The sequence below is a fragment of the Caulobacter sp. GW821-FHT05F04 genome (genome assembly GCF_059419665.1).
This window is the reverse complement of sequence record NZ_JBWKSF010000003.1, coordinates 337,495-352,220: the sequence shown is the minus strand read 5'-3', so window position 1 is coordinate 352,220 and position 14,726 is coordinate 337,495. Positions and strand designations below refer to the sequence as shown.

General features: G+C 68.0%; 17 protein-coding genes. 8 read left to right on the top strand and 9 right to left on the bottom strand.

Annotated features, from left to right (window positions below):
* Positions 1-60: 60 nt before the first annotated feature.
* Positions 61-1,278, bottom strand: a complete 1,218-nt coding sequence (locus AC07R7_RS10295; RefSeq protein ID WP_494635078.1) for an aspartate aminotransferase family protein — start codon at positions 1,276-1,278, stop codon at positions 61-63.
* 153 nt (positions 1,279-1,431) lie between these two features.
* On the bottom strand, positions 1,432-2,253 hold the full coding sequence (locus tag AC07R7_RS10290) for an ABC transporter permease (protein ID WP_494635077.1): 822 nt from the start codon (positions 2,251-2,253) through the stop codon (positions 1,432-1,434).
* A gap of 239 nt (positions 2,254-2,492) precedes the next feature.
* Here AC07R7_RS10290 and gcrA point away from each other — a divergent pair, with 239 nt between their 5' ends.
* The 5 genes from gcrA (at position 2,493) to AC07R7_RS10265 (ending at position 6,405) form a co-directional block, all read left to right on the top strand.
* Positions 2,493-3,020 (top strand): cell cycle sigma 70 cofactor GcrA, encoded by a 528-nt coding sequence (gene gcrA / locus AC07R7_RS10285; protein ID WP_492887904.1) that lies wholly within the window; start codon positions 2,493-2,495, stop codon positions 3,018-3,020.
* A gap of 127 nt (positions 3,021-3,147) precedes the next feature.
* On the top strand, positions 3,148-4,674 hold the full coding sequence (gene xseA, locus AC07R7_RS10280; protein WP_494635076.1) for an exodeoxyribonuclease VII large subunit: 1,527 nt from the start codon (positions 3,148-3,150) through the stop codon (positions 4,672-4,674).
* A gap of 28 nt (positions 4,675-4,702) precedes the next feature.
* The gene (locus AC07R7_RS10275; protein ID WP_494635075.1) at positions 4,703-4,918 is read left to right on the top strand and encodes a DUF2093 domain-containing protein; all 216 of its coding nucleotides are present in this window, start codon (positions 4,703-4,705) and stop codon (positions 4,916-4,918) included.
* Positions 4,903-5,754, top strand: coding sequence for a M23 family metallopeptidase (locus tag AC07R7_RS10270; RefSeq protein WP_494635074.1), 852 nt, complete (start codon positions 4,903-4,905; stop codon positions 5,752-5,754). Before AC07R7_RS10275 ends, AC07R7_RS10270 begins: the two co-directional genes overlap by 16 nt.
* Positions 5,755-5,886: 132 nt before the next feature.
* Entirely contained in the window at positions 5,887-6,405 is a 519-nt protein-coding gene (locus tag AC07R7_RS10265) for a response regulator (protein ID WP_492839985.1), read from the top strand.
* A 16-nt stretch (positions 6,406-6,421) separates the two neighbouring features.
* Here AC07R7_RS10265 and AC07R7_RS10260 read toward each other — a convergent pair whose 3' ends face one another.
* Positions 6,422-7,369 (bottom strand): lysophospholipid acyltransferase family protein, encoded by a 948-nt coding sequence (locus AC07R7_RS10260; protein WP_492839984.1) that lies wholly within the window; start codon positions 7,367-7,369, stop codon positions 6,422-6,424.
* A 174-nt stretch (positions 7,370-7,543) separates the two neighbouring features.
* On the opposite strand from AC07R7_RS10260, the gene AC07R7_RS10255 reads away from it, so the two are divergent.
* Both AC07R7_RS10255 and hisN read left to right on the top strand, forming a co-directional pair.
* On the top strand, positions 7,544-7,933 hold the full coding sequence (locus tag AC07R7_RS10255) for a helix-turn-helix domain-containing protein (protein ID WP_494635073.1): 390 nt from the start codon (positions 7,544-7,546) through the stop codon (positions 7,931-7,933).
* 42 nt (positions 7,934-7,975) lie between these two features.
* Entirely contained in the window at positions 7,976-8,812 is an 837-nt protein-coding gene (gene hisN / locus AC07R7_RS10250; protein WP_492887900.1) for a histidinol-phosphatase, read from the top strand.
* On the opposite strand, the gene AC07R7_RS10245 is transcribed toward hisN, so the two are convergent.
* The 5 genes from AC07R7_RS10245 to AC07R7_RS10225 form a co-directional block, all read right to left on the bottom strand.
* Positions 8,787-9,782: an alpha/beta fold hydrolase gene (locus AC07R7_RS10245; protein WP_494635072.1), complete on the bottom strand. Its 996-nt coding sequence runs from the start codon at positions 9,780-9,782 to the stop codon at positions 8,787-8,789. The two genes, hisN and AC07R7_RS10245, sit on opposite strands and share 26 nt — an antisense overlap.
* Before the next feature lie 6 nt (positions 9,783-9,788).
* On the bottom strand, positions 9,789-10,097 hold the full coding sequence (locus tag AC07R7_RS10240; RefSeq protein WP_492887899.1) for an SCP2 sterol-binding domain-containing protein: 309 nt from the start codon (positions 10,095-10,097) through the stop codon (positions 9,789-9,791).
* A gap of 90 nt (positions 10,098-10,187) precedes the next feature.
* Positions 10,188-10,838, bottom strand: coding sequence for a DUF2987 domain-containing protein (locus AC07R7_RS10235; RefSeq protein ID WP_492887898.1), 651 nt, complete (start codon positions 10,836-10,838; stop codon positions 10,188-10,190).
* Positions 10,835-11,731 (bottom strand): class I SAM-dependent methyltransferase, encoded by an 897-nt coding sequence (locus AC07R7_RS10230; RefSeq protein ID WP_494635071.1) that lies wholly within the window; start codon positions 11,729-11,731, stop codon positions 10,835-10,837. Before AC07R7_RS10230 ends, AC07R7_RS10235 begins: the two co-directional genes overlap by 4 nt.
* A 58-nt stretch (positions 11,732-11,789) precedes the next feature.
* Complete coding sequence (locus AC07R7_RS10225; RefSeq protein WP_494635070.1) at positions 11,790-12,632, bottom strand: class I SAM-dependent methyltransferase; 843 nt, start codon at positions 12,630-12,632, stop codon at positions 11,790-11,792.
* 234 nt (positions 12,633-12,866) lie between these two features.
* On the opposite strand from AC07R7_RS10225, the gene AC07R7_RS10220 reads away from it, so the two are divergent.
* Complete coding sequence (locus AC07R7_RS10220) at positions 12,867-13,328, top strand: Hsp20 family protein (RefSeq protein WP_492839977.1); 462 nt, start codon at positions 12,867-12,869, stop codon at positions 13,326-13,328.
* A 76-nt stretch (positions 13,329-13,404) separates the two neighbouring features.
* Here AC07R7_RS10220 and AC07R7_RS10215 read toward each other — a convergent pair whose 3' ends face one another.
* Positions 13,405-14,667 carry a pentapeptide repeat-containing protein gene (locus tag AC07R7_RS10215; protein WP_494635069.1) on the bottom strand — a complete coding sequence of 421 codons (1,263 nt, stop codon included), beginning with the start codon at positions 14,665-14,667 and terminating at the stop codon, positions 13,405-13,407.
* Positions 14,668-14,726: the final 59 nt, after the last annotated feature.

The window sequence follows — 14,726 nt, the reverse complement described above, 5'->3', positions numbered from 1 at the left end:
TGGAAGTCAGCGGGCTTGATCTGGGTTCCGGCCTTCGCCGGGAAGACGGAGATGAGTGTTTTAGGCTGCGGCCTTGGCGCGAGCGACCTCGCAAGCCTTCTCAAGCTTGGAGATCGCCTCGCTGGCTTCCTCGATGGTGAGGTTCAGCGGCGGCAGCAGGCGCACGCAGTTGTCCCCGCCGCCAGCCACCAGCAGGTGCTGGTCGCGGGCCAGGGCCATGAACTCGCGATTGTTGGGGATCAGCTTGACCCCGATCAGCAGGCCCTTGCCGCGGATGTCGACGATGACGTCCGGGAAGCGATCCTTCAGACCGTTCAGCTGCTGGGTGAAGTAGCCGGCGACGGTCTTCACGTTGTCGAGGATCTCGGGCGTGTTGATCGTGTCGAAGGCCGCCTTGCCGACGGCCATGGCCAGCGGGTTCCCGCCGAAGGTCGAGCCGTGGACGCCCACGACCATGCCCTTGGCCGCTTCGGTCGTGGCCAGGCAGGCGCCGATCGGGAAGCCGCCGCCCAGGGCCTTGGCCACGGCCATGATGTGCGGCTCGCCGCCCGGAGCCCATTCGTAGGCGAACAGCTTGCCGGTCCGGCCCATGCCGCACTGGACCTCATCGTAGATCACCAGGACGCCGTGCTCGTCGCACAGCTGGCGCAGGCTGACGAGGCAGTGCTCGGGAATCGAGCGCGCGCCGCCCTCGCCCTGCACGGGCTCGACGATGATCGCCGCCGTGGTCGGGTTGGCGATGGCGGCCTTCAGGGCGTCGTGGTCGCCGAACTTCAGCTGGCTGTAGCCCGGCAGGCGCGGACCGAAGCCCTCGACATAGCTGGGATTGCCCGAAGCGTTGACCGCCGCGTACGAGCGGCCGTGGAACGAGCCGTCGAAACCGTAGATCTCGGTCCGCTCGGGCTGGCCGTTGGCGGTGTGATACTTGCGGGCCGTCTTCAGCGCGCACTCGATCGCCTCGGTGCCCGAGTTGGTGAAGAACACCACGTCGGCGAAGCTGTGGGCGCACAGCTTGTCGGCCAGCTCTTCCTGCTCGGGGATCCGATAGATGTTGGAGACGTGCCAGAGCTTTTCGCCCTGAGTCTTCAGCGCCTCGACCAGGACGGGGTGGGCGTGACCCAGGCCGTCGGTGGCGATGCCGGCCACGCAGTCCAGGTACTCGCCGCCGTCCGTAGAGAACAGGCGCGCGCCTCGGCCTCGCTCGAACGCCAGCGGGGCGCGGTTGTAGACGCCCATGATGTGGTGCTGCGAGGGGTTGGACGACGTCGCGGTGCTCAAGACCGGCCTCCCAAAAAGGAAAGAAGCCCCCGCGCGTGAGCACGGGGACCGGAAGGCCGCAGGTTGTCGCCGTGGAACGACGTCCTGTCAATCAACGGACTGTGAAGGCCGCTGAAAAACCGACGAGTTTTCGGCTCGCCGACGCCGGCGGCCTCAGCTCTTCAGGCGATAGCCGGTGACGAACAGGCGCCAGCACCACAGGAACATCCCCGCGGTCAGCACGCCCATGCTGATCACGCCGATCAGGATCGAGCCGTCGGCGTGGCCGATGAAGCCGTAACGGAAGCCGTCGATCAGATAGAAGAACGGGTTGAAATGGCTGGCCGAGCGGAACGGCTCGGGCAGCTTGTCGACCAGGTAGAAGGTGCCCGACAGGAAGGTCATCGGCATGATCAGGAAGTTGGTCACGGCCGCCAGCTGGTCGAACTTCTCGGCCCACAGGCCGGCCAAAATGCCGGCCAGGCCCAGGATCAGCGAAGCCGTCACGGCGAAATAGACGATGGCCCAGGGGTGGGCCAGCTGCAGCCCCGCGCCCGGCAGCACGCCGATGACCAGGGCGGTGACGGCTCCAACCACGACGCCGCGCGTCGCCGCGCCCAGGGCGAAACCCAGAACCTGCTCCAGCGCCGACAGCGGCGGCGTCAGGAAGTCCGGCGTCAGGCCCATCATCTTGGCCTGGATCAGCGACGACGACGAATTGGCGAAGGCGTTGTTCAGGATCGCCATCATGATCAGGCCCGGGGCCACGAAATGGCCGAAGGTCACCCCGCCCACGGCCGGCCGGCTGGCGCCCACGGCGACCACGAAGACCAGCATGTAGAGCAAGGTGGTGACCACCGGCGCGGCCACCGTCTGGGTGCCGACCTTCCAGAACCGGCGGATTTCGCGCTGATACAGCGTGGCGAACCCGGACCAATTCCAGCCGTGATAGTCGCGCGGCTGCGGCGGAATGACGCTGTCGGCCATGTCTCTCATACGCTCAACCCGTTGTGTTGCTTGGCCATGTGCGCCCTGAGGCGCCTTTCCGCAAGCTTGGGCTTGCCGGAATCAACATCTTGTTTCTGTGGACAGAGTCGTTACCGCCTATTGTGCGCCTTAACACATTCTTTACGATATCTAGTAGGACGACCGCCGGCGGGGCGGTTTGAACACCAGATATGGGGTGAGGAGCGTGGGGACGCGCTTCACCTCCATCCAAACGGCGGAGACGGGTTATGAGCTGGACCGACGAACGGGTTTCGACCTTGAAGAAGCTCTGGCTGGACGGCCTTTCCGCCAGCCAGATCGCCAAACAACTGGGCGGCGTCACGCGCAACGCCGTCATCGGCAAGGTGCACCGCCTGGGCCTCTCGGGCCGCGCGGCCCCCTCGCAGCCGGCGCGTCCGGCGTTCAAGGCTCCGCGTCCGGCGCGTCCGGCCGCCCAGGCCATGCCCTCGGCGCCGCGTCGCGTGACGCCGGTCGAGGCGCCGTCGTCGGTTCCGGCGGCCTCGGCCTCGACGCCGCCATCGCTGCCGGCCTTCCGGCATGAGGAGCCGGGTTCGGCCACCGTGCTGACCCTGGGCGCGCACATGTGCAAGTGGCCGATCGGCGATCCTTCGACGGACGGCTTCACCTTCTGCGGCCGTCGCTCGTCGGACGGCCCCTACTGCATCGAGCACGCCCGCGTGGCCTACCAGCCGCAGCAGACCAAGAAGAAGGGCGGCGCCACCGAGCTCGCCCGTTCGCTTCGCCGCTACATCTAAGAACAACAATAGTCTCTCAGGCGGCGGATCCCGGGGCGCTCACGCGCCCCGGGATTTTCCATTTCTCGAGGCGGTCTCGCGACTGCCCGGGATTTTCCATTTCCGGGGGACGTTCTAGATAGGACGCATGACGGACCTCGCGCCGAACGATTCCAACGCCCCGCCCTATTCGGTCTCCGAGCTGGCCTTCGCCCTGAAGCGGACGCTGGAGGACCGCTACGGCTTCGTGCGGCTGCGCGGCGAACTGTCCAAGGTCACTCACCACGGCAACGGCCACGTCTACCTGACCATCAAGGACGACAAGTCCGCGATCGACGGCGTGGTCTGGAAGGGCAATGTCCGGGCCTTGAGCGTGCGGCCCGAGCATGGGCTCGAGGTCATCGTCACCGGCAAGATCACCACCTATCCGGCCGGCTCGCGCTACCAGATCGTCATCGACAGCATGGAAGCCGCCGGCGTCGGCGCGCTTCTGGCGCAACTCGAACGCCTGAAGGCCAAGCTGGCCGCCGAAGGCCTGTTCGCGCCCGAGCGCAAGAAGCCCCTGCCCTCGATGCCGGCCGTGGTCGGCGTCATCACCAGCCCGACCGGCGCGGTGATCCGCGACATTCTCCATCGCATCCGCGACCGCTGGCCCTGCCAGGTGCTGGTCTGGCCGTGCGTCGTCCAGGGTGACGCCGCCGCCGGCCAGGTCAGCGCGGCCATCCGGGGTTTCAACGCCATCCAACCCGGCGGCCCCGTGCCGCGCCCCGACATCCTGATCGTGGCGCGCGGCGGCGGTTCGGTCGAAGACCTCTGGGCCTTCAACGACGAGGGCCTGGCCCGCACCGTGGCCGAGGGAACCATCCCGCTGATCTCGGCGGTCGGTCACGAGACCGACACCACCCTGATCGACTTCGTCTCCGACCGCCGCGCCCCCACCCCGACGGCCGCCGCCGAAATGGCGACGCCGGTGCTGGCCGAGCTGCGCGCCCTGATCTCGGATTTCGACCGCCGCCTGAACCGCTCGGGCGCGCGCCTGATCGAGGACCGCCGCACGCGCCTGGTCAGCGCCGCGCGCGGCCTGCCGCGTCCCGACGACATCCTGGCCCTGGCCCAGCAGCGCTTCGACATCGCCTCCGGACGCCTCGACGCGGCCCTGCACCGCAACACGACGGTCCACGCTCAAGAGTTGCTGAAGGTCACCGCGCGCCTGACGCCGGAGGTGCTGACCCGGCAGCGCGCCATCAAGGCCGAGCGTGTGGGCGACCTTGGCCGCCGCCTGGACCTGGCCGCCCGCCGCGCGCCCGACCGCGTCGCCCAGCACGCTCGCCTGCCCGCCCTGTGGCAGCGCCTGAACGCGGCGGGGAAACGTCGCCTGCAGCGCGATGTCGACCGCCTGTCCAGCCTGGAAAAGCTGCGCCAGTCGCTGAACCCCGAGCGGCCGCTGGAACTGGGCTTCGCCCTGGTCCGCAAGGGCGACGGAACGCTGGCGCGTTCGGCGGCCGACCTTGTCTCCGGCGAACGCGTGAACCTGAAGTTCAAGAGCGGCGACCGCGACGCGGTGATAGACGGCGAAGGCGGGTTCGTCCCACCGCCAGCGCCGGTGTCCGTCCCCGCGCAGAAGCCCCGCCCCAAGCCGGCGGCGCCGAAGACCGATCAGGGCGATCTGTTCTGAAGCCCCGCATTGGCGTAGAGTAAGAGCCATGAACGCTTTCGATCGTGATCTCGGCAAGTCCGACGGCTTGGCCGTCCTGCACTATGGCGACGGCGAGTACGCCGTGCTCAGCCCCGGCCGCTTCGTGCTGTGCGCCATCACCAACAAGCAGATCCCGCTGGAGGGCCTGCGCTACTGGAGCCCCGAGCACCAGGAAGCCTATGCTGGTCCCGCCGAGGCGCTGAAGCGTTGGCAGGGAGCCTGAGCCGCCGCGCGGTCCTCGCCGCGCTTCCGCTCTCGGCCGCCCTCACGACGACGACCCGCGCCGCCGCGCCCGGCCTGTCGTTGACGGGCCGGTTCGTCCAGGGCGGCTACGCGGTGGGCCGCACCACGCCTCGCGCGGTGATCGATCTCGACGGCCAGGTGCTGACCACCGCCTCGGCGGAGGGCTGGTTCGTGATAGGCTTCGACCGCGATGCGCCGCCGACCAGCAAGATGACGATCACCACGCCCGACGGCTCGGCCTCCGACGAGCGGGCTGTCGCGATCGGCGACTTCGACGTCCAGCGCATCGATGGCCTGCCGCCCGAACAGGTGACGCCGACCGACCCGGCGCTGCTGGAGCGGATCACCGCCGAGAACCTGCGCAAGGTGGCCGGCTTCGCCAGCCAGGTCGACCTGGAGGGATTCCGCGACGGCTTCATACTTCCGGTTGCAAGCGCGCGGCGTTCAGCCCGGTTCGGCGGCCAGCGCATCCTCAACGGCGAGCCCAAACGTCCCCATTATGGGGTTGATCTGGCCACGCCCGTGGGCGCGCCGGTGCGCGCGCCAGCCGGCGGCCTGGTGTGTTTCGCCGAGACCGGATTGCACTACGAAGGCGGTCTCGTCCTGGTCGATCACGGCCAGGGCCTGGTCACCGCCTATCTTCACCTGTCGAAAATCCTCGTCCCGGCGGGCACTTACGTCAAGCAGGGCCAGCTGATCGCCGAGACGGGAAAGGCAGGCCGGGCGACCGGGCCGCATCTGTGCTGGCGCATGAAGTGGCGCGGCCGCAATCTCGACCCGTCACTGCTGGTCGGCGCCGGCCCCTTCCGCGCTTGAAATTCTGGCATTTCGCCCCTGGCGCGAATTTCAATCCTTAGGTAGCTATGCCGCCGCATCGGGACATGGAGACGCGGGGGAGCGGCTTCGGGGTTCCGATCTTCCCGTATGATTTGAGGAGGCGGCTTCCGCATGTCGGCGGCGTTCGAAAAGCTGCGCTTTTTGCTGGTGGATGATAACCAGCACATCCGGTCGATCGTCTCCGCGATCCTCAAGGGCGTGGGCGTTCGGCACATCCGTGAAGCCATGGACGGGGCCGAGGGCCTGCAGATCCTGCGCGACTGGCAGACCGACATCGCCATCGTCGACTTCAAGATGACCCCCCTGGACGGGGTGCAGTTCACCCAGTTGGTCCGCAACTCGCCCGACAGCGTCGACCCGTTCCTGCCCGTCATCATGCTGACCGGCTTCGCCGAGCGTCACCGCGTGTTCGAGGCCCGCGACGCCGGGGTGACCGAGGTGGTGGTCAAGCCGGTGACGGCCCGCTCGCTGCTGGACCGGATCAACACGGTGATCTTCCACCCGCGGCCGTTCATCCGTTCGGGGGACTATTTCGGCCCCTGCCGCCGCCGTCGCGTCGACCCGCACTATAGCGGCCCCTTCCGCCGCTCCGGCGAGAAGGACGCGCCTGCCGACACGCTGGAGATCTAGAGCCTGCTAAAGGGCTCTAGGCGCTGGCGTCCTGGGCCGCGCGTTCGCGCTCGGCCAGTTCCGCATAGACCTCGTTCGGCCAGCGGCGGTGAACCCAGAACCACTCGGCCGGCCGCTCGCGGATGCGGTCTTCCATGAAGGCGTTGATCATCCGCACCCCGGCCTCGATGTCGGCCGTGCGGTTGCCCGTGTTGGGCGGGACGATCGGCGCGTGCACCACCGCCCGGAACCGCGCGCCCTTCAACCGCTGCACGGACATCGGCTGCAGCACCGTGCCAAAACGGATCGCCATCCGCGTCGGAGCCGGCGCGGTGCGGGCGTCGTGGCCGAAGAACGGGGCCGCCACGCCGCTGTTGAACTTCTGATCGTTCATCAGGGCGACCGACCGTCCCTCCATCATGCCCTTCAGCAGTTCGCGGGACCCGTCGCCGCCCTTGGGCGCGAACAGCCGCACCCCGTAGCGGAAGCGGCTGTCGCGGATGCGCTTGTCGACATAGGGGTTGTTGGCCGCGCGATAGGTCATCTCGCAGATCACGCCGCTGTCGACGATGGCCGCCGGCATGACCTCCCAGTTCGACAGGTGCCCGGAGACGAACACCACCGGCGTCTTCTGCTCGGCGATCTGCGCCAGGCGCTCGGCATTGACCACCTCGACCCGGCCGGTGGACGGCAGGATCTTGTCCATCAACGGAAACTCGGCGAACGAGCGGCCCAGGCCCTCCCATTGCTCGTCCAGAATCCGCGCGTGCCAGGCGGCGTCCTTTTCCGGAAAGGCCAGCTTCAGATTGCGGGTCGCCACCTTGTGCGCGCCGCTGAGCGGCCCGAACGTGCGGCCCAGCCAGCCGCCGAAGTCCGAAGCGCGGTCCACGCCCATCAGACGCACAGCGCCGATAAAGAGGTCGAAGCCCAGGGCCTCCAACCGCCACAGAATGTCCTGAACCCAGGGCTGACGCTTATCCGACATAGGTCCTAAGTAGGCTGTCTCGCATATCTCGCGCAACGTCGCCCAGAGCGCGTTAGGCGGCGAAGCCGCGCGCGCTCTGGACCAACGCGCTCTTGCCCGGCACGCGACTTGCGGCTGTCAGCCCAGGCCGTTCCGTTTCGGGACGGCTCGAGAAAGCTAGGGGGCACGGCTTCCATGGGTAACGACATCGATACGCACCTGGGCAAACGCCTGCGTCGCCGCCGTCGTCTGCTGGGTTTGACCCAGCAACAACTGGCGGGCGCCGTCGGCGTGCGATTCCAGCAGATTCAAAAGTACGAGTGCGGCGCCAACCGCATCTCCGCCGCGCGTCTGTGGCAACTGTCCGAGGCCCTGGAAGTGCCGGTCGGCTACTTCTACGACGGCCTGTCGGACGTGCGCCGCGAGGCCGCCGGCGAGTCGGCCGAGGGGGGCGAGATGTTCGCTCGCAAGGAGACGCTGGACCTGATCCGCGCCTACTACCTGCTGGGCGAGCGTCCGCGCCGTCGCCTGCTGGACCTGGCCAAATCGCTGAACGGCGGCGGTCCCGAGCACGCGGACGCCTGACAACGGTAGCTTACGTGAGGCGGGGGCGCTAAACCCCCGCTCATGACGCTTTCCGCTGACCGGCTCACGGCGCTCGACGCCTTCATCATCGATCTGAACCGCGCGTCCGCGGATGCGATCTTGCCGCTGTTCCGGGCCGACCATGGCCTGGAGGACAAGGGAGCCGGCAAGAACCTCCCGCGCGACAGCCACGCGGCGTTCGACCCCGTGACCGAGGCCGACCGCGGCGCGGAAGCGGCGATCCGCAAGCTGATCGGCGAGCGGTTCCCCGAGCACGGCGTGATCGGCGAGGAGTACGGCGAGGACCGTCCGGACGCAGAGTTCGTCTGGGTGCTGGACCCGATCGACGGCACGCGCGCCTTCATCTCCGGCCTGCCGCTGTGGACCACCCTGGTCGGCCTGCGCCATCAGGGTCGCCCGGTGCTGGGCTCGATCGGCCAGCCCTATGTCGGCGAGCTGTTCATCGGCCACGCCGGCGGCTCGCGCCTGCTGGCGCAGGGCCGGGAGACGCCGATCAGGGTCCGCGAATGCGCCGACCTGACCGACGCCGTCATCGCCACCACCGATCCCGACGCCTGCTTCGACGGAGCCGAACGCGGCGCCTGGCTGCAGGTGCGCTCGGCCGCCAAGCTGGCCCGCCTGGGCTGCGACGCCTACGCCTACGCCATGGTCGCCATGGGCAAGATGGACATGGTCATCGAGGCCGGCCTCAAATCCTGGGACATCGAGGCCGCCATCCCCGTGATCGAGGGCGCCGGCGGCCTGGTCACCAACTGGCGCGGCGAGCCGGTCGGCCCGAACGGCGGCCAGATGGTCATCTCGGGCGATCGCCGCCCGCTGGACGAGGCCCTGGTCAGTCTGAAGCGTTCGGCGAAATAAACGGCTCGCGCGGAGCGACCGGATCGACCGCCTCGTCGAAGGTCTTCCAGAACAGCGCCCGGCGGGGATCGGTCTCGATCAGGATCTCGTGGAACGCGCCCGGGACCTCGACATAGCGGCCCTTGGGGATGCGGCGGGCGATCGACTCCGCGTCGGCGTTCAGCACGCGGTTGTCCAGTTCGGCCCCGACGATGGTCACGGGGATCTGGATCTTCTCGACGCCCTTGCTTCCCCGCAACCAGGCGCAGGCCGAGATCGCGAAGTCGGCCCAGCCCCAGGTCATGCCGCCCAGGGCGATCTCAGGATCGGCCCTTAGCTGCGCCTGGTAGCGATCAAAGCGCGTCTCGTCATGGGTCAGGGCGTCCCCCTGGAAGGTCTGGACCAGCGGGTCGTAGGCGGCGGACACATAGTCGCCGGCCAGACCGACCCGCGACATCGTCCAGGCCAGGGGCCTGGCCAGCCAGGGCGGCACGCCCGCGGTGTTCAGGCCCAGCATCGGCGCGGACAGCACGGCGGCGTCGAAACGGGTCTCGCCATGGGCCAGGGCCAGCATGGTCAGGCAGCCGCCCATCGAGTGGGAGACGGCGATCCACGGTCTGGGCATCCGCGCCTCGAACGCGTCGAGCAGCGCCTTGTGGTCGGAAATGAAGGTCTTGAAGCCCCGGGCATGGCCCCTGAGGCGGTCCGGCAGGCCGCGGGCCGACAGCCCCTGCCCTCGCCAGTCATGCAGCAGCACGGCGAAGCCGCGGCTCAGAAGGTCCTCGACGACCTCGAAATATTTCTCGATCGGCTCGCTGCGTCCGGGGCTGACCACCACCGAACCCCGCGCGGGCCCTTGCGGGAAAAACGTCGCGGCGCGGAGGGTCGCCCCATCCGCGCCGCTAAACCATTCGGCCCCAGTCGAATTTGGGCCGTGATCGGGAACCGGAGCCTCGGGAATCGAGACCAGACGCGCCGGTTCTTCCGTCATCTCAAGTTAGCGCATCTTGGCGAACAGCGCGCCCATCTTGGGCTGCAGCGCCATGGCCGTGCCCATGTCCGACAGCTTCAGCTTGCCGGTCATGACCGCCATGGTCGGGTCCAGCGAGCCGGCGCCCATGGCCAGCAGATCGTCCAGGCTGAGCGTCATGGTCAGGTCGGCGGGCTTGTCTTCGTTGGTCACCGAGCCGCCATCGATATGGATGACGCCGGCGTCCTTCAGATCAAACTTGAGGCTCTTGCCGAGACCGCTGTCGTCGCCCACGGCGCCCTTGATGCGATCGGTGATTTCCTGAAGCGTGGCCATGAGCGCGATCTCCCTCTGCGCGAAAAAGTGTGGCGAATAGCTAGACCGGGCCGTCCTGTTAAGTAAACACCGTTCAGACGACCCAGGGTCTTATTTCTTCCCGTCGTAGAACCCGACCTTAGTTGGCGTTTTTGTCAACTTTACCCGTACGGCGCCCTGATGATCGGCGGGACGGAAATAGGGCGTCCCTTCTGCCCGCGGCAGCGACGCGATGTGTCCATCGGCGAAGATCGCCACGCCGCCGTCGGCTTTGGGAAAGGCGACGCCGGTCATCTTCGGAGCCATGAACGCCATCGGACCGGCGGCCTTGCCGATCACGGTGTTGGCCTCGTTGACCGTCGCGACCAGCTCGCGGGCGTCATACTCGGCGGCCGGCTTCAGTTGAGCGCCAAAGTTCATCATCGAGCCCATCTTGGCGTCGGATGGCACGTCGAGAACCAGGGTCGGGTCGCCGTCGAGCTGAGACAAGGTCGGCAGGCTGTCGAAATAACCGTCGGCGTTGACCGGCAGCGGCGTGCGCGCGCCGTTCTTCTCCACCATGACGACCTTCAGGTTCGACGCGGGCTTGCCGTCGCGCTTGAGGGCGTAGGACAGCTTGACCCGCGCTCGTTCGGCGGCCGGAACCTTGAGATAGCGGTCCAGGAACGGCAGCACCTTGGAGGCCGGCGCGGTCTTCTCGGCCAAGGCGGGCGTGGAGGCGGCCAGGGCGGCGATCAGGATCAGCGAAGCGGCGCGTTTCATTTGGGCTTCACGAACTTGAGGGTCATGCGGTCGCTTTCGCCGATGGCGTCATATTTGGAATGGTCGAAGCCAGCCTCGGCCGGCTCCCCACGGGGTGCGGAAAGGCGCGTCGGCGGCAGGGTCCAGACGCCGAACGGGTGGTCCTTTGTGTCCCGGGCGTTGGCGTTGATCTCGCTGGTCCCGGCTAGGACGAAACCGGCCTCCCTGGCCATCTGGATCACGTAGTCCTGCTGCACATAGCCGTCGGCGGCCAGCACGTCCTGCACCCGGCCCGGCTCGCCGCGGTGCTCCTCGACGCCCAGGATACCGCCCGGCTTCAGGGCCGCCAGGGCGTCCTTGAAGGCCTTCTCGGCGATGCCGCCGGCCATCCAGTTGTGCAGGTTGCGCAGGAACAGCACCAGGTCGACCGTCCCCGCCGGGGCCACCGGACCGCTGGTCGGGCCGAAGGCGGTGAAGGTCACCTCGCCGTAGATCTTCTTCTTTTCCGACAGCTTGCGACGGTAGGCCTCGACGATCTCCGCCGCGGCCGGCTCCGACGGATCGTCGGTCTGCAGTTCGGCTTCGTAGAGCTTGCCGTGGGTCTCGGCCAGGAAAGGCGCCAGGATGTCGGTGTACCAGCCCGCGCCGGGCCAGAACTCGACCACCGTCTGGCCGGGCTTCAGCCCCCAGAACTTCAGGGTTTCGACCGGATGGCGCCAGGCGTCGCGGGCGCGGTCGGCGGGCGGTCGCCAGTCGCCGGCCACGACCGCCTCGATGGTCGCCGGCCCGGCCTTCTGGGCCGCCTTGGCCTCGGTCTTGGCCGGGTCGTTCTTCTTGCCGCAGGCCGAGAGTCCCAGCGCGCCAACGCTCGCCAGGACTCCTCGCCGCGACCAATACCGAGCTGGAAGCATCATTCCCCCGTAATGCAGCCAGCCTGCCAGCCGACCTTGACCAAAGTCAGGCGGGTCAAACCTAGGCGGGCTTGCGGAAGCGCAGGGTCATGCGGTCGCTCTCGCCGATCGCGTCGTATTTGGCGCGGTCGAAGTTCGGATTGGCCGGCTGGCCGCCCGGCGCGGTGCGCTTGGTCGGCGGCAAGGTCCAGACGCCGAAGGGGTGGTCCTTGGTGTCCTTGGGGTTGGCGTTGATCTCGGACTTGGCGTCCAGCTTGAAACCAGCTTTCTCGGCCAGGGCGATCACGGTGGCGGTGTTCAGATAGCCGTCGGCGCCGGCGTCCTTTTCCGAGCGCGGATCGGCGCGGTGATCCTCGACGGCCAGCACGCCGCCGGGCTTCAGCACGGCGAAGAAGTCGGCGAACACCTTGTCGGCCATGCCCGGCGCCTGGGTCCAGTTGTGGACGTTGCGGGCAGTCAGCACGAGATCGGCCGAACAGGGCGCGCCCAACGGGCCCGACTGGGCGCCGAAATTGACGAATTGCGGCTTGCCGTATCTGGCCATGTCGGCGAAGCGGGCCTCGAAGTCGGCGCGCCCCTTCTTGGCCCCTTCCGAAATCTTGGGGTTCGACAGATCGGCGACGCCGGCGACGTAGGTCCCGCCGGTGGCCTTGGCGTAGGGCGCCAGGATCTCGGTCCAGTAGCCGCCGCCGGGCGAGATCTCGATCACGGTCTGCTTGGGCTTCAGGCCCCAGAAGGTCAGGCTCTCGATCGGGTGGCGCGCGCCGTCGCGGGCGACATCGCCGGCGGGACGGGTCGGCGAGGCGACGGCGGCCTTCAGGGCCTGGTCGGTCGAGGCGAAGGCGGCGGGCGCGGCCAGGGTGATGGCGGCGGCGAGCAACAGCATGTGGCGGCGAAGCGGCATGGGGACGTGTCCTTCGGCATAACGGAGGCGGCGACCTTAGCCGGGGCGGCCGGTGCGTCAAACGATTCACGTTCTGCGAGCTTGCGCCCCCTTGAACCCGGGAATCCGCTCACCAACTATTTTCACGAAGGCGCTGGACACCCGGGCCTTCCGGACCACTTGGCGATGCCGATTTCGGGTCGCCGACGGGACGAAACATTCGAAGACCTTGCTTGAAGAGAAGGATCTGACCCTATGCGTACGATCGACCTTTCGCCCCTGTACCGCTCGCTCGTCGGCTTCGACCGCCTCGCCGACCAGCTGGACGCCGCCGCCCGCACCGAAGCGGCCTCGGGCTATCCCCCCTACAACATCGAACGCACCGGCGAGAACGACTACCGCATCGAGATCGCGGTGGCCGGTTTCAAGCCGGACGAACTGACCGTCGAGGTGAAGGAAAACCTGCTGACCGTCACCGGCCGCAAGGCCGCCAATGACGGCGACGCCAAGCAGTACCTGCACCGCGGGCTCGCCGAGCGCAACTTCGAGCGCAAGTTCCAGCTGACCGACTACCTGATCGTCGAAGACGCCGATCTGTCGAACGGCCTGCTGTCGATCGCGCTGAAGCGTGAACTGCCCGAAGCCCTCAAGCCCCGCACGGTGGAGATCAAGTCGAAAGCCGCTTCGACCCTGATCGAAGGCGAAAAGGCCGCCTAACGGCGGCGCCTCTTCCCAGTCTCCCCTCAATCCCCTCTGAACTTGGGCGGCGCAGCGATGCGCCGCCTTTTTCCGTTCAGGGCAGCGAGAAATCCAGGCCCTGAACCTGGCTCAGATCCACCTGGCGGAAACTGGCCTTGGCCACCCGAGCGCCGGTGAAGTCCGAGCCGCGCAGGTCGGCGCCGTCGAAGACGGCTTCGCTGAGATCGGCCGCCTGGACCAGGGCGTAGCGTATGCGCGCGCCCTGCAGGTTCGACTGGGTCTGGCGCGCCGGCCCCAGCGGCAGCGGCGACAGGAAGGCCTGGCGCAGGTCCGCCTTGGTCAGGTTGGCGCCGGTCAACCGGGCGCCGCGCAGATCCGCCTTGGTCAGGTTGGCCATGCGCAGGTCGGCGTTCTGCAGGTTCGCGCCCTGCAGCTGAGCGCCCGAGAGATCCAGGCCGACCATGCAGGCGCCCTTGGCGCTCATCGCCGTCAGGCGCAGACCCTTCAGCTTGTCGCCCAGCGGACGCAGGTCCTCGCCGTCCAGGCGGGCGGCCGCGCCCTCCTTGCCGCCGGTCTGGCACCAGCGCTGGTTGCCCAGGCAGCGATTGTAAAGTTCCTGAGCCTTGCCGATCGCCTCGCGGGTCACCGTGACCACCGCGCCGGTCATGCTGGCGCCGCTGGTGCGGGCCGTGGAGGTGTCCACCCCGGCCATCACCGCGCCCGACAGGTTCGCGCCTTCGAGATTGCAGCCCTTGACGTCGGCCCCGTCGAGGATGGCCCCGACCAGATTGGCTTCCTTGAGGTTCGCGCCCGCCAGCTTGGCGCCCCTCAGCGAGCAGTCGCTGAAGTCGGCCTTGAACGCGGAGACGCCCTCGAACTGCGAGCCGTCCAGGGTGGCGCCCGAGAAGTTGACCTCGTCCACCTCCCCCTGGCGGGTTTCGTGGCGCATGGTTTCGAGGCCCTTGCGGGGATGCGGGATGGCGATCTGACCTTCGCGGAAGTCGGCCTGGGTCAGGTCGGCCTGGGCGAGGTTGGCGCCGCGCAGGCAGGCGCCGCGCAGATCCGCGCGGACCAGCGAGGCCTGTCGCATGTCGCTCTTGCGCAGGTCGCAGCCAAACAGGCTGGCGCGGTCCAGCTTGGTGCGGACCATGCGGCAATTTTCGAGGACGGAAGCGGTCAGGTCCGCGTCAGTCAGATTCCGGAACGACAGATCTAGGCCCGACAGCTGCATGAAGCGTAGGGAGGCGCGTTTGCCGCCCTGCTTGCCGGTAACGAATTTCTCGTGCGCCGTTACGATCATGTCGAGCTCGGCTTGGCTCAGGCGACGACGCCCGACCACGCTTTGCGCGGCGTTCATAACGTTGGTTCCCCGTTAGGTGCTTTTCTGAGTTACGCGCACTCTAGCGACGAGGGACG